Source organism: Telluria sp. ZT3P39 (genome assembly GCF_059685935.1).
In genome coordinates, this window is the sequence record NZ_JCASIH010000017.1 from 15,235 (window position 1) to 26,203 (window position 10,969).

12 protein-coding genes are annotated in these 10,969 nt (G+C 61.1%); all 12 read right to left on the reverse strand.

The annotated features are described in order from the left end of the window. Positions 1-105: 105 nt before the first annotated feature. Positions 106-981 (reverse strand): F0F1 ATP synthase subunit gamma, encoded by an 876-nt coding sequence (gene atpG / locus AC56LR_RS15670; protein WP_497131742.1) that lies wholly within the window; start codon positions 979-981, stop codon positions 106-108. A gap of 56 nt (positions 982-1,037) precedes the next feature. Then, positions 1,038-2,579, reverse strand: a complete 1,542-nt coding sequence (gene atpA / locus AC56LR_RS15675) for a F0F1 ATP synthase subunit alpha (protein WP_497131744.1) — start codon at positions 2,577-2,579, stop codon at positions 1,038-1,040. Positions 2,580-2,651: 72 nt separating this feature from the next. Further along, on the reverse strand, positions 2,652-3,185 hold the full coding sequence (locus AC56LR_RS15680) for a F0F1 ATP synthase subunit delta (RefSeq protein ID WP_497131746.1): 534 nt from the start codon (positions 3,183-3,185) through the stop codon (positions 2,652-2,654). A gap of 2 nt (positions 3,186-3,187) precedes the next feature. Further along, positions 3,188-3,658, reverse strand: a complete 471-nt coding sequence (locus AC56LR_RS15685; RefSeq protein WP_497131748.1) for a F0F1 ATP synthase subunit B — start codon at positions 3,656-3,658, stop codon at positions 3,188-3,190. A 73-nt stretch (positions 3,659-3,731) separates the two neighbouring features. Further along, positions 3,732-3,977, reverse strand: coding sequence for a F0F1 ATP synthase subunit C (atpE, locus tag AC56LR_RS15690; RefSeq protein ID WP_183554857.1), 246 nt, complete (start codon positions 3,975-3,977; stop codon positions 3,732-3,734). Positions 3,978-4,063: 86 nt separating this feature from the next. After that, the gene (gene atpB, locus AC56LR_RS15695; RefSeq protein WP_497131750.1) at positions 4,064-4,903 is read right to left on the reverse strand and encodes a F0F1 ATP synthase subunit A; all 840 of its coding nucleotides are present in this window, start codon (positions 4,901-4,903) and stop codon (positions 4,064-4,066) included. After that, positions 4,903-5,244, reverse strand: coding sequence for an ATP synthase subunit I (locus tag AC56LR_RS15700; protein ID WP_497131751.1), 342 nt, complete (start codon positions 5,242-5,244; stop codon positions 4,903-4,905). The genes atpB and AC56LR_RS15700 overlap by 1 nt, the downstream gene beginning before the upstream one ends. A 316-nt stretch (positions 5,245-5,560) precedes the next feature. Beyond that, on the reverse strand, positions 5,561-6,433 hold the full coding sequence (locus AC56LR_RS15705) for a ParB/RepB/Spo0J family partition protein (RefSeq protein WP_497131753.1): 873 nt from the start codon (positions 6,431-6,433) through the stop codon (positions 5,561-5,563). A 25-nt stretch (positions 6,434-6,458) separates the two neighbouring features. After that, the gene (locus tag AC56LR_RS15710; protein ID WP_497131755.1) at positions 6,459-7,229 is read right to left on the reverse strand and encodes a ParA family protein; all 771 of its coding nucleotides are present in this window, start codon (positions 7,227-7,229) and stop codon (positions 6,459-6,461) included. Positions 7,230-7,356: 127 nt separating this feature from the next. Beyond that, complete coding sequence (rsmG, locus tag AC56LR_RS15715; protein WP_497131757.1) at positions 7,357-8,016, reverse strand: 16S rRNA (guanine(527)-N(7))-methyltransferase RsmG; 660 nt, start codon at positions 8,014-8,016, stop codon at positions 7,357-7,359. Next, positions 8,013-9,956, reverse strand: a complete 1,944-nt coding sequence (gene mnmG / locus AC56LR_RS15720; RefSeq protein WP_497131758.1) for a tRNA uridine-5-carboxymethylaminomethyl(34) synthesis enzyme MnmG — start codon at positions 9,954-9,956, stop codon at positions 8,013-8,015. Before mnmG ends, rsmG begins: the two co-directional genes overlap by 4 nt. A gap of 160 nt (positions 9,957-10,116) precedes the next feature. After that, positions 10,117-10,887 carry a sulfite exporter TauE/SafE family protein gene (locus tag AC56LR_RS15725; protein WP_497131760.1) on the reverse strand — a complete coding sequence of 257 codons (771 nt, stop codon included), beginning with the start codon at positions 10,885-10,887 and terminating at the stop codon, positions 10,117-10,119. Positions 10,888-10,969: the final 82 nt, after the last annotated feature.

A 10,969-nucleotide genomic window follows, 5' to 3' on the forward strand; every position in this document is an offset into this window, starting at 1 on the left:
CGTTCCTTCAGAAATATAATTAGATTCTTGTGCTATTTGATCGGTTGGGGACAGAGTACCGCTCGCTTTTGCTCGCTTAACTCTTTCCCCAAGGGCTTAGCTTAGTTAAACAGCTGCTGCGCCGGAAACGATCTCGGAGAGTTCTTTGGTAATCGCAGCCTGGCGGGTCTTGTTGTAGACCAGCTTCAGGTCGCTGATGACACTGCCGGCGTTATCGCTCGCGGCCTTCATCGCGACCATGCGTGCCGATTGCTCGGACGCCAGGTTTTCAGCAACCGCCTGGTACACCAGCGCTTCCACGTAACGCACCAGCAGCTCGTCGATGACGACTTGCGCTTCCGGTTCGTAGATGTAGTCCCAGCTGTGCGCGCCCGCTTCGGTCTGCAGGTGCTTGGCCGGCAGCGGCAGCAGCTGCTCGACCATCGGTTCCTGCTTCATCGTGTTGATGAACTTGGTGTAGCACAGGTAGACAGCATCGAGCTGGCCTTCCTGGTACGCGTCCAGCATCACTTTGACCGGGCCGATCAACTTTTCCAGGTGCGGCGTATCGCCGAGCTGGGTCGCTTGCGAAACCAGTTTCATGCCCATGCGGTTCAGGAAGCCCAGGCCCTTGTTGCCAATGGCAACGGCCTCGACGCGGTTGCCCGCCTGTTCCTGTTCGCGCGCCTTGACGGTTACCTGGCGCAGGATGTTGGTGTTCATGCCGCCGCACAGACCCTTGTCGGTCGTGACGACGATGTAACCAACGGCCTTCGCTTGCACGTGCTTGGCTTGCGCCATGAACGGGTGCGTGTATTCCGGGTTTGCGGTAGCCAGATTGGCGGTGATGTTACGAACCTTGTCACTATAGGGACGGGCGGCGCGCATGCGATCCTGCGCCTTGCGCATTTTCGATGCGGCGACCATTTCCATCGCCTTGGTGATCTTCTTCGTATTCTCTACGCTCTTGATCTTGCCACGAATCTCTTTGCCTGCTGCCATGAGTCCTTACTCCTTCCGCGCACCGGCGCCGCCCTCAGGCGACGCCGGTCCGACGATTAATATGCGCCGGATTTCTTGAAATCAGCAATGGCGGCGGCCAGCGCAGCTTCGCCGTCCTTGTCCAATTGCTTGGTTTCGTCGATCTTCGACAGCAGGGCAGCATGGCCCGACTTCAGGAAGTTGTGCAGTCCATGCTCGAACGGCAGCACTTTCTTGACTTCGATGTCGTCCAGGTAGCCTTTGTTGACGGCGAACAGCGATGCGGCCATCAGCGAGGTCGACAGCGGCGAGAACTGCGGCTGCTTCAGCAGTTCGGTCACGCGCGCGCCACGGTCCAGCTGCTTGCGGGTCGACTCGTCCAGGTCGGATGCGAACTGCGCGAACGCAGCCAGCTCACGGTACTGGGCCAGGTCGGTACGGATACCGCCCGACAGGTTCTTGATGACCTTGGTCTGTGCAGCACCACCGACGCGCGACACCGAGATACCGGCGTTGATCGCAGGACGGATACCGGCGTTGAACAGCGAGGTCTCCAGGAAGATCTGGCCGTCGGTAATCGAAATCACGTTGGTCGGCACGAAGGCCGAGACGTCGCCAGCCTGGGTTTCGATGATCGGCAGTGCGGTCAGCGAACCGGTCTTGCCGGTGACGGCGCCGTTGGTGAACTTCGACACGTAGTCGGCGTTCACGCGTGCTGCGCGCTCGAGCAGGCGGCTGTGCAGATAGAACACGTCGCCTGGGTAAGCTTCGCGGCCTGGTGGGCGGCGCAGCAGCAGCGAGATCTGGCGGTAGGCGACTGCCTGCTTCGACAGGTCGTCGTACACGATCAGCGCGTCTTCGCCGCGGTCGCGGAAGTATTCGCCCATCGCGCAGCCCGAGTAGGCCGAGATGTATTGCATCGCTGCCGATTCCGACGCCGATGCGGCGACGACGATGGTGTATTCCATCGCGCCGTGCGTTTCCAGCGAGCGCACGATGTTCTTGATCGTCGAAGCCTTCTGGCCGATTGCGACGTACACGCAGGTGACGCCCTGGCCCTTCTGGTTGATGATCGCATCGACTGCCACGGCCGATTTACCGGTCTGGCGGTCGCCAATGATCAGCTCGCGCTGGCCACGGCCGATCGGCACCATCGCGTCGATCGACTTGATGCCGGTCTGCATAGGCTGCGACACGGATTCGCGGGCGATGACGCCTGGGGCGATCTTTTCGATCGGGGCGGTCAGCTGTGCATTGACAGGACCCTTGCCGTCGATCGGCTGGCCCAGTGCGTTGACCACGCGGCCACGCAGTTCAGGACCGATCGGCACTTCCAGGATGCGGCCGGTGGTCTTGACGATGTCGCCTTCCGAGATGTGCTCGTAGGCACCCAGGATGACCGAGCCGACCGAGTCGCGCTCGAGGTTCATCGCCAGGCCGAAGGTGTTGCCAGGGAATTCCAGCATCTCGCCCTGCATCACGTCCGACAGACCGTGGATGCGGCAGATACCGTCGGCGACGGAGATCACCGTGCCTTGATTGCGAACGTCAGCCGAACCTTCGAGGCCCTGGATGCGGCTCTTGATCAGTTCGCTGATTTCAGATGAATTAAGTTGCATGAGTGCTAACTCCTAATGTTTTTGATGCGTAGGGCAAGGGCGCGGCGCGGGCGGGCGAAATGCGATGTTCGGTTACGACACCAGCGCAACATGCATCTGTTGCAGCTTGGCGCGTACCGAGGTATCGAGCACCTCGTCGCCGACAACCACGCGCACACCACCGATCAGCGAAGGGTCCACTGTTACCGTTGGGTTCAGCTTGCGGCCAAATTTCTTTTCCAGCGTAGCGACCAGCTGAGCCAGCTGGTCACCCGAGATCTCGAAGGCGCTGAAGATGCTCGCATCGGCGGCGCCTTCGTGGGCGTTCTTCAGTGCCGCAAACTGGACGGCGATCTCGGGCAGCAGGGTGACGCGGCCGTTTTCGGCCAGCATCGCGATAAAGTTCTTCGCTTCAGCGTTCAGCGGCGACTTGACCAGGGACGCAATCGTGTCGCCCAGCTGTGCCGGCGTGACGTTCGGGTTGCTGGCAAAAGCCTGCACGTCGGGATTGGCGCCGATCTGGCCCAATTCCGATGCGATGGCCGACCAGGCGGCCATGTCGCCCGACTGGGCAACACGGAACAGCGCTTCGGCGTAAGGGCGGGCGACGGTTGCGATTTCTGCCATGATCAGAGCTCGGTCGACAGTTTCGACAGCAGGTCGGCGTGGGCCGCTGCGTTCACTTCGCGCTTGAGGATCTGCTCGGCGCCTTGCACTGCCAGTGCGGCAACCTGGCCACGCAGTTCTTCGCGGGCACGGGTTACTTGCTGCTCGGCGTCGGCTTTGGCTGCGGCGACGATACGGGCGGCTTCTTCATTGGCGGTCAGCTTGGCTGCGTCGATGATCTGGGCAGCGCGCTTTTCGGCGTCGACAATGCGCTTCTGGACTTCGTCACGGGCGCCTGCCATTTCAGCCTGCACGCGCTTTTCAGCGGCGGCCAGGTCGGCCTTGCCACGGTCAGCGGCGGCCAGGCCATTCGCGATCCTCTCAGCGCGCTCATCGAGCGCTTTCATCAGTGGAGGCCACACGAATTTCATCGTGAAGCCTGCCAGGATGAGGAAGACCACGAGCTGTGCAAACATCGTTGCGTTAAGGTTCACGGTATTTTCCTTCTCACAAAAACGGATGCCGAACCGTGATGGTTCGGCCCTTCAAAACCTGAGATGCGTCGTCTTAGACTGGGACGAACGGGTTCGCGAACGCGAACAGCATGGCGATACCGACGCCGATCAGGAATGCCGCGTCGATCAGACCAGCCAGCAGGAACATCTTGGTCTGCAGGGTGTTCATCAGTTCTGGCTGACGTGCAGAAGCTTCGAGGTATTTACCGCCCATGATGGCGATGCCGATGCAAGCACCGATAGCACCCAGGCCGATGATCAAACCGCAAGCCAGTGCAACAAAAGAAAGGTCAGTCATGAGTTACTCCAAAAGTTAAATTGAAAACTAGATTAAAAACTACAACTTCTTTACAACCACTATCCGTTCGATGCTTGCGGCGCCGATCAGTGGCCTTCATGGGCCTGACCGAGGTACACAAGCGTCAGCATCATGAAGATGAAGGCCTGCAGGAACACGATCAGGATGTGGAAGATCGCCCAGATCGAGCCTGCGATTACCTGGCCGACGAAACCGAAAATGGTCGCGGTCGAACCAAGCAAAGCGATCAATAGGAACAGCAGCTCGCCAGCAAACATGTTGCCGAACAGTCGCATACCGAGCGACACCATTTTTGCTGCGTATTCGATGATGTTCAGCAGGAGGTTGAACGGCGCCATCCAGATGCCAAACGGTGCTGCAAACAGTTCGTGGAGCCAGCCGCCCAGGCCCTTGATCTTGATGCCGTAGAAGAGCATCAGGATCAGCACGCCGAGCGAGATGCCGATGGTGCCGTTCAAGTCGGCAGTCGGGACCACGCGGTGGTAGGGGAAGACGTTTTCCACACCCGCCAGGCTGAACAGGTACGAGAACATGTCGACCGGCAGGAAGTCCAGCGAGTTCATCAGCGCTACCCAGACGAACACGGTCAGCGCCGCGGGAGCGATGAAGCTGCGGTCGCCGTGAACGATCGCCTTCGACTGGTCTTCGACCATCTCGACGAGCATCTCGACCGCGGCCTGGAAGCGACCCGGCACGCCCGAGGTGGCACGGCGAGCTGCCATCCACATGACCAGGCAGCCGATCACGCCCATGGCGATCGACCAGAACAGCGTGTCGTAGTGAACAACGGAAAAATCGACCGGACCGTTCTGATGCTGGTTCGACAGGTGGCCCAGGTGGTGTTTGATGTATTCTGAAGCGGTTGGCGCGTGTGCCGCTGCGCCATCTACAGTTGGATTCGCCATTATCGGTGCCTAAATAATAAGATGATGTAACTTTTCAGCGCCACGATGAACCCGGCCAACAAGGCCAGCCAGTTCAGCTCGTGGTACAACTTGGCGCTTGCGAACAGGAGCGCAAGCGTCAACGCAATCTTTACAAATTCCCAGATGAAGAATGTCACGGGGCTCGCGCCGCCCGGCCTTTGGGTACCGGCATACAGGCGAACCGCCATGATTGCATTGGGCACAACACAGCACAATCCGCCCAATACCGCAGAAAACATCGCAGCCAGTCCCCCCAGTAGTGCGGCGATGAGGCCTACGACTACCGTTGCCAACAATTGCAGGGAGACGATGCGCAGCATGTTTTTCTTATTCCGCGCTAGCGCATTGGGACGAGTTACGATGTGGTAATTACACGAATCAGCGGGATTATAAGTGGTTATACGGACGCGAGTCAAACGTTTCCGGTCTTATAACTGAGGCGTAAAGATGCTCTGAAAACGACAGAAAAGGTACTGAAATCTCTATCTTTTCAAATACTTAACGGATGAGCGTTCGTAGGGTGGTCGGCTCTGCCGACCGCGCGTTCAACCGGCGGGAGCGTGCAGCGCTGCGAGATGCATACGCTTCTTGAACGCGCGGTCGGGAGGACCCGACCACCCTAGGTCAGGACATCGTTCACGCGCGCAGGCGCGCCAGCACGCCATCGAGGATATCGAGGTCGGCGAAGTCGATGATCAGCTGCCCCTTGCCCTTCGCCCCCATCTTGAACATCACCGGGGTGGCAAGCTTGTCCGACAATTCTTCTTCCAGGCGCACGATGTCGCCCGGCTTGTCCTTGGCCCGGGCGCTCGCTTCCGGGCTCGCCTGTTCCTCGATCGCGCGCGCCACCATCTTTTCGGTCTCGCGTACCGACAGGCGCTTGGCGATCACCTGGTTGGCCAGGGTGATCTGGTGCGCGCTGTCGACCGCCAGCAGGGCCCGGGCGTGGCCCATGTCGATATCGCCCGCCATCAGCATGGTCTGGACCGGCGAGGCCAGGTTAATCAGGCGCAGCAAATTCGAGACCGCGCTGCGCGAGCGGCCGACCGCGTTGGCCGCCTGCTCGTGGGTGAAATCGAAATCGCTGATCAGGCGCTGGATGCCCTGCGCTTCCTCGAGCGGGTTCAGGTCTTCGCGCTGGATGTTCTCGATCAGGGCCATGGCCGCGGCGGACTGGTCGTCCACTTCGCGCACCAGCACCGGGATTTCCTCGAGGCCAGCCATCTGGGCCGCGCGGAAGCGCCGTTCGCCGGCGATGATTTCGTAAGGCACCTTGGCGCCCTCCCCCAACGGACGCACCAGCACCGGCTGCATGATGCCCTGGGTCTTGATCGACGCGGCCAGTTCGCTCAGCGAGGTTTCGTCCATGCGGGTGCGCGGCTGGTATTTACCGGCCTGGATCTGCGTCACGCGCAGGGACGACGGCGCCTGGGGCGGCGCCGGTTCGCTGTCGCCGCCAAGCAGTGCGTCGAGGCCGCGGCCGAGGCCTTTCAATTTTTTGGTTGCCATTTCTGTGTCAGCTCTCTTTTCTGAATTACATAGTCTTGATGCGTTCGACCATTTCGGCGCCGAAGGCGATGTACGCCTGCGCGCCCTTGGACGAGGGGTCGAACACCACGCCGGGGATGCCGTAGGACGGCGCTTCGGCCAGGCGCACGTTGCGCGGGATGATGGTGGTGAACACCTTGTCGCCGAAGTGCTGCTCGAGCTGGCCCGAGACCTGCTGCGACAGCGTCATGCGCGGATCGAACATCACGCGCAGCAGGCCGATGATGCGCAGGTCGGTGTTCAGGTTGGCGTGCACCTTCTTGATCGTGTTGACCAGGTCGGACAGGCCCTCGAGCGCGTAGTACTCGCACTGCATCGGGATGATCACGCCGTGCGCGGCGCACAGGCCGTTCAGGGTCAGCAGCGACAGCGCGGGCGGGCAGTCGACCAGGATGAAATCGTAGTCCTGGCTTACCGCGGCCAGGGCGTCCTTCAGGCGGCGCTCGCGGTTCTCGAGCGAGACCATCTCGACCTCGGCGCCGGCCAGCTCGCGGTTGGCGGGCAGCACGTCGAAGCGCCCTGCCTCCGAGCGCATGCGCGCGGTGGCGACGTCGGCCTCGCCCAGCAGCACCTGGTAGATCGAGCTGGACAGGGACGCCTTGTTGATGCCGGCGCCCATGGTGGCATTGCCCTGCGGGTCGAGGTCGACCAGCAGCACGCGCTGGTCAAGCTTGGCCAGCCCCGCCGACAGGTTGACGCTGGTGGTGGTCTTGCCGACGCCACCCTTCTGGTTCGCTACGCAAAAAATCTTCGCCATCTATTCTTATCCATGGAAGCAATGATACGGTGCAAGGAGCAAGACGCTATACCGTTCATACCGTACAAACCATTTTAATGGTTTGTATTGTATAAACGGTATAAACGATTTATATGGTTTATTCTGTTTAGTTCGAACCTGCCGTGGCGCGCTCGACGAACACCAGGTGGCGTTCCGCCCCCAGCTTTGGCACCTGCAGCGGCTGCAAACCGGTCACTTTCCATTCCTCGGGAATGCGCTCCTGCTCTTCCGGCGGCGCCACCCCTTTCAAGGCGATGAATTTTCCGCCCTCGAGCAACAGGTGACCCGACCAGTTCAGAAAATCGGACAGGTCGGCAAAAGCACGCGAGGTAATCACGTCGAATTTTTCACTCACCTCGAGCTCCTGGACCTTCATCGTGTACACGGTGACATTCACCAACTCGAGTTCCGCTTTGACCTGCTTGAGGAAGGCGGTTTTCTTGTGCACGGTGTCGATCATCGACACTTTCATGTCGGGACGGCAGATGGCCAGCACGATGCCGGGCAAGCCCCCGCCCGCCCCGACGTCCAGCACATTGCGGGCGCCGGCGAAAGCAGGCACGGCCGCGAGCGAATCGAGCAGGTGGTGGGTCACCATCTGCATCGGGTCGCGCAGCGAGGTCAGGTTATAGACGCTGTTCCACTTGTTCATCAGCGCCAGATAATCCAGCAGTTGTTCCTGCTGGGCCTGGGTCAGGTCGAGTTGCATCTCGGCGATGCCGTCCTTCAGTACCTGCGCCAGCGCGGCGCGGTCAAAATACTTCATTCAGCCAGCTCCGCGTCGGTGTTCGTGTTTGTGGTGGTAAAGCCCTTGGCGCCGCGTTTTTTCAGGTGCACCAGCAGTAGCGAGATCGCCGCCGGGGTCACGCCGGAAATGCGCGAAGCCTGGCCAAGCGTCTCCGGACGCCCCTTGTCGAGCTTCTGGCGCACCTCGAAGGACAGCGCGGTGATCTCCAGGTAGTCCAGGTTCTCGGGCAATTTCAGGTTTTCGTAGTGGTCGTGACGCTCCACTTCCTTGGCCTGGCGGTCGATGTAGCCGGCGTATTTCAGCTGGATTTCCACCTGTTCCTTGACCGCTGGATCTTCCACGCCGGGGCCGGCCAGCGCTTGGCCTTCCATGCCATGCATCGTCATCAGGGTGTCGTATTGCACACCCGGGCGGCGCAGCAAATCGGCCAGGTTGTATTCGCGCTCGATCGCCTGCCCTACCACGCGCTCGGATTCGCTTGCTGCCAAAATGCGCGGGTTGACCCAGGTCGAGCGCAGGCGCTCGAGTTCGCGGGCGACGGACTCGCGCTTGGTCTCGAACGCGGCCCACTGGGCGTCGCCCACCAGGCCAAGCTTGCGGCCGATTTCCGTCAGGCGCATGTCGGCATTGTCTTCGCGCAGCGACAGGCGGTATTCCGCGCGGCTGGTGAACATGCGGTAAGGCTCGGCCACACCCTGGGTGGTCAGGTCGTCGACCAGCACGCCAAGATAGGCTTCCGAGCGGCCCGGGGTCCAGGCTTGCTCGCCCTTGGTTTGCAGCGCGGCGTTCAGGCCGGCCAGCAAGCCCTGGGCCGCAGCCTCTTCGTAGCCGGTGGTGCCGTTTATCTGGCCGGCAAAGAACAGGCCCTTGATCGACTTGGTTTCGAGCGAGGCTTTCAGGGCGCGCGGATCGAAATAATCGTATTCGATCGCATAGCCCGGGCGCAGGATGAAGGCGTTTTCCATGCCCTTCATCGAGCGCACCAGGGCCAGCTGCACGTCGAACGGCAGGCTGGTCGAGATCCCGTTCGGGTAGAACTCGTTGGTCGTGAGGCCTTCCGGCTCCAGGAAAATCTGGTGCGATTCCTTGGTGGCGAAGCGGTGGATCTTGTCCTCGATCGACGGGCAGTAACGCGGACCGACGCCTTCGATCACGCCCGTGTACATCGGGCTGCGGTCCAGGCCGGCGCGGATGATGTCGTGGGTTTGCTCGTTGGTGTGCGTGACCCAGCATGGCACTTGGCGCGGGTGCATCGCGGCATTGCCCATGACCGAGAACACCGGCACCGGATCGAGGTCGCCCGGCTGCTCGGCCAGTACCGAGAAATCAATGCTGCGGCCGTCGATGCGCGGCGGCGTGCCGGTCTTCAGGCGGCCTTGCGGCAGCTTGAGTTCCTTCAGGCGGCTCGACAGCGACATCGCCGGCGGGTCACCGGCGCGGCCGCCGGAATAGCTTTGCAGGCCGACGTGGATCTTCCCGTCCAGGAAAGTCCCGGCGGTCAGCACCACCGCGCGGGCACGGAACTGCACGCCAACCTGGGTGACGGCACCGACGACGCGATCGCCCTCCACCATCAGGTCGTCCACGGCTTGCTGGAACAGCCACAAATTCGGCTGGTTTTCGATGCGCGAACGGATGGCCGCCTTGTACAGGATACGGTCGGCCTGGGCGCGGGTGGCGCGTACGGCCGGGCCCTTGGACGAATTCAGAATGCGGAACTGGATGCCCGACTCGTCGGTGGCGATGGCCATGGCGCCGCCGAGCGCGTCGACTTCCTTGACGAGGTGGCCCTTGCCGATACCGCCGATCGACGGATTGCAGGACATTTGTCCCAGGGTTTCGATGTTATGGGTCAGCAGCAGGGTCTTTTGACCGGTGCGCGCGGACGCGAGTGCGGCTTCGGTGCCGGCATGGCCGCCGCCGACGACGATGACGTCGAATTCAGTTGGAAATAGCATGATGTGCGCAAGGCGAGGAGACTGATGCGCGATTATAGATTCTTTTTTCTTGCGGGACTCTTCATCGGTCCGAAAACGACAGATTTTGTTTCACGTGGAACAAACTACGCGGCTAAAAGAAAAGCCGGGCAAGCCCGGCTCTATGTTTCACGTGGAACAATCACCACCCGATCTTGATAAACGCATCGTAGGCCGTCTTGAGGATCAGTCCGGACACGACGACCAGGAACAGCTTGCGGACAAAGCCGCTGCCATGTTTCAAGGCCAACCTGGTGCCGATCAGCGAGCCTGCCACCTGGCACCCCGCCATCATCAGGCCTAGTTGCCACAGCAAGTGTCCGCTGTACCCGAACCACATCAGGGCCGAGAAATTGCAGGCCACGTTGACGATCTTGGCCGCCGCCGAGGCGCTGAGAAAATCGAAGCCGAAGAAACGCACGAACAGGAAGATCAGGAAGCTGCCGGTCCCCGGCCCGAAAAAGCCGTCATAGAATCCGATGGCTGCACCGATCCCGATTGCCCAGTAGCGTTCGGCCAAGCCGCTGTGCACCGGCGCATGCACGGCGCCGAGATCTTTCTTCTTGAATGTATAGACGGCGACCGCCACCAGGATGATCGGCAGCAGCGTCCGTACGAAATCGGCCGGCACCCGCGTGACGGTCCAGGCTCCGGCAAACGACAGGACGAAGGCCGCCATGGCAGCCGGCGCCGCCGTGCTCCACGCTACCCTCACCCGGCGCGCGTAGTTCACCGCCGCGGCACTGGTCCCGAAGATGCTGGCGAACTTGTTGGTCCCCAGCAGCGTCGCGGGAACTTCCTTCGGCAGGACGGAAAAAATGGCAGGGATCTGGATCAGGCCGCCGCCACCGACAACGGCGTCGACCAGCCCGGCGGTAAAGGCGGCAACGCCGAGCCAAGCAAAATCAATCATGGGACAAGTCAAAGGAATGCAGAGGCTGCATTGTACGGCAGCGTTCCGCCCGCCGCGACAGGCTGCGGATGGGGTAAGCTGA

Bases quoted from the DNA above. Each gene is read 5' to 3' on its own strand.
- atpB (WP_497131750.1), bottom strand. From the start codon at position 4,903: ATGGCGAATCCAACTGTAGATGGCGCAGCGGCACACGCGCCAACCGCT.
- atpA (WP_497131744.1), bottom strand. From the start codon at position 2,579: ATGCAACTTAATTCATCTGAAATCAGCGAACTGATCAAGAGCCGCATC.
- atpE (WP_183554857.1), bottom strand. From the start codon at position 3,977: ATGACTGACCTTTCTTTTGTTGCACTGGCTTGCGGTTTGATCATCGGC.
- AC56LR_RS15710 (WP_497131755.1), bottom strand. From the start codon at position 7,229: ATGGCGAAGATTTTTTGCGTAGCGAACCAGAAGGGTGGCGTCGGCAAG.
- mnmG (WP_497131758.1), bottom strand. From the start codon at position 9,956: ATGCTATTTCCAACTGAATTCGACGTCATCGTCGTCGGCGGCGGCCAT.
- atpG (WP_497131742.1), bottom strand. From the start codon at position 981: ATGGCAGCAGGCAAAGAGATTCGTGGCAAGATCAAGAGCGTAGAGAAT.
- AC56LR_RS15705 (WP_497131753.1), bottom strand. From the start codon at position 6,433: ATGGCAACCAAAAAATTGAAAGGCCTCGGCCGCGGCCTCGACGCACTG.
- AC56LR_RS15680 (WP_497131746.1), bottom strand. From the start codon at position 3,185: ATGGCAGAAATCGCAACCGTCGCCCGCCCTTACGCCGAAGCGCTGTTC.
- AC56LR_RS15725 (WP_497131760.1), bottom strand. From the start codon at position 10,887: ATGATTGATTTTGCTTGGCTCGGCGTTGCCGCCTTTACCGCCGGGCTG.
- AC56LR_RS15700 (WP_497131751.1), bottom strand. From the start codon at position 5,244: ATGCTGCGCATCGTCTCCCTGCAATTGTTGGCAACGGTAGTCGTAGGC.
- rsmG (WP_497131757.1), bottom strand. From the start codon at position 8,016: ATGAAGTATTTTGACCGCGCCGCGCTGGCGCAGGTACTGAAGGACGGC.